General features: G+C 42.0%; 1 protein-coding gene. It reads left to right on the top strand.

The features are described 5' to 3' along the window. The coding region (locus FBD94_RS26090; RefSeq protein WP_169472419.1) for an MBG-2 domain-containing protein at positions 1-1,380 on the top strand (1,380 nt) is incomplete at both ends.

Genomic DNA, 1,380 nt, shown 5'->3' on the forward strand with positions numbered 1-1,380 from the left:
TAGCTTAACCTACACTGGTGCAAACCTAAGTATCGGCAAGCAAACAATCGCTGTTGTTGCTGTCGCGAAGAACAAAACCTATGGTGATGTTGATCCTTCATTGACTTACACATTTACTCCTGTACTAGTTACTGGTGATTCATTTACTGGTGATATCAGCAGAGCTTTGGGTGAGAGCATTGGCAATTACCCGATTAGTCAGGGAAGTTTGGCCCTGAACAATAACTATGTATTGACCTACACAGGATCAAGTCTGAGTATCGATAAGAAAACAATTGCTGTAGGTGCTGTTGCAAAGAGCAAAACCTATGGCGATATTGATCCTGCATTGAGCTATACATTTACTCCTGCGCTTGCTACGGGTGATTCATTTACCGGTGATATCAGCAGAGCTTTGGGTGAGAGCATTGGCAATTACCCGATTAGTCAGGGAAGTTTGGCCCTGAACAATAACTATATATTGACCTACACAGGAGCAAATCTGAGCATTGATAAGCAAACAATTGCTGTAGTTGCTGTTGCAAAGAACAAAACCTATGGCCAAGCAGATCCGGCATTAATCTATACATTCACTCCTGCACTGGTTGCCGGTGATTCGTTTACTGGAGATATTAGTAGAGCTTTGGGTGAGAATATTGGTGATTATGCGATTGAGCAAGGTACATTGGCATTAAATTCAAATTATACCTTGAATTATACTGGTGCTGATTTGGTTATCGGCAAAAAAACGATTGCTGTAGTTGCAATTGCGAAGAATAAAACCTATGGCCAAGCAGATCCAGCATTGACCTATACATTTACTCCCGCACTGGTTACTGGTGATTCGTTTACTGGAGATATCAGCAGAGCAGCTGGAGAAAACATTGGTAATTATGCGATTGGCCTGGGTACATTAGCCTTAAACTCAAATTATAGCTTAACCTACACAAGTGCAGACCTCAGTATTGGGAAGCAAACAATTGCCGTGGCTGCTGTTGCCAAAAGTAAGACCTATGGAGATGTTGATCCTGCATTGACCTACACATTTACTCCTGCACTAGTTACCGGTGATTCGTTTACTGGAGATATCAGCAGAGCGGCCGGAGAAAACATTGGTAATTATACAATTGGCCTCGGTACATTAGCCTTAAACTCAAATTATAGCTTAACCTACACTGGTGCAAACCTAAGTATCGGCAAGCAAACAATCGCTGTTGTTGCTGTCGCGAAGAACAAAACCTATGGTGATGTTGATCCTTCATTGACTTACACATTTACTCCTGTACTAGTTACTGGTGATTCATTTACTGGTGATATCAGCAGAGCTTTGGGTGAGAGCATTGGCAATTACCCGATTAGTCAGGGAAGTTTGGCCCTGAACAATAACTATGTATTGACCTA

This window comes from Pedobacter hiemivivus (assembly GCF_005144565.1).
GTDB lineage: Bacteria > Bacteroidota > Bacteroidia > Sphingobacteriales > Sphingobacteriaceae > Pedobacter > Pedobacter hiemivivus.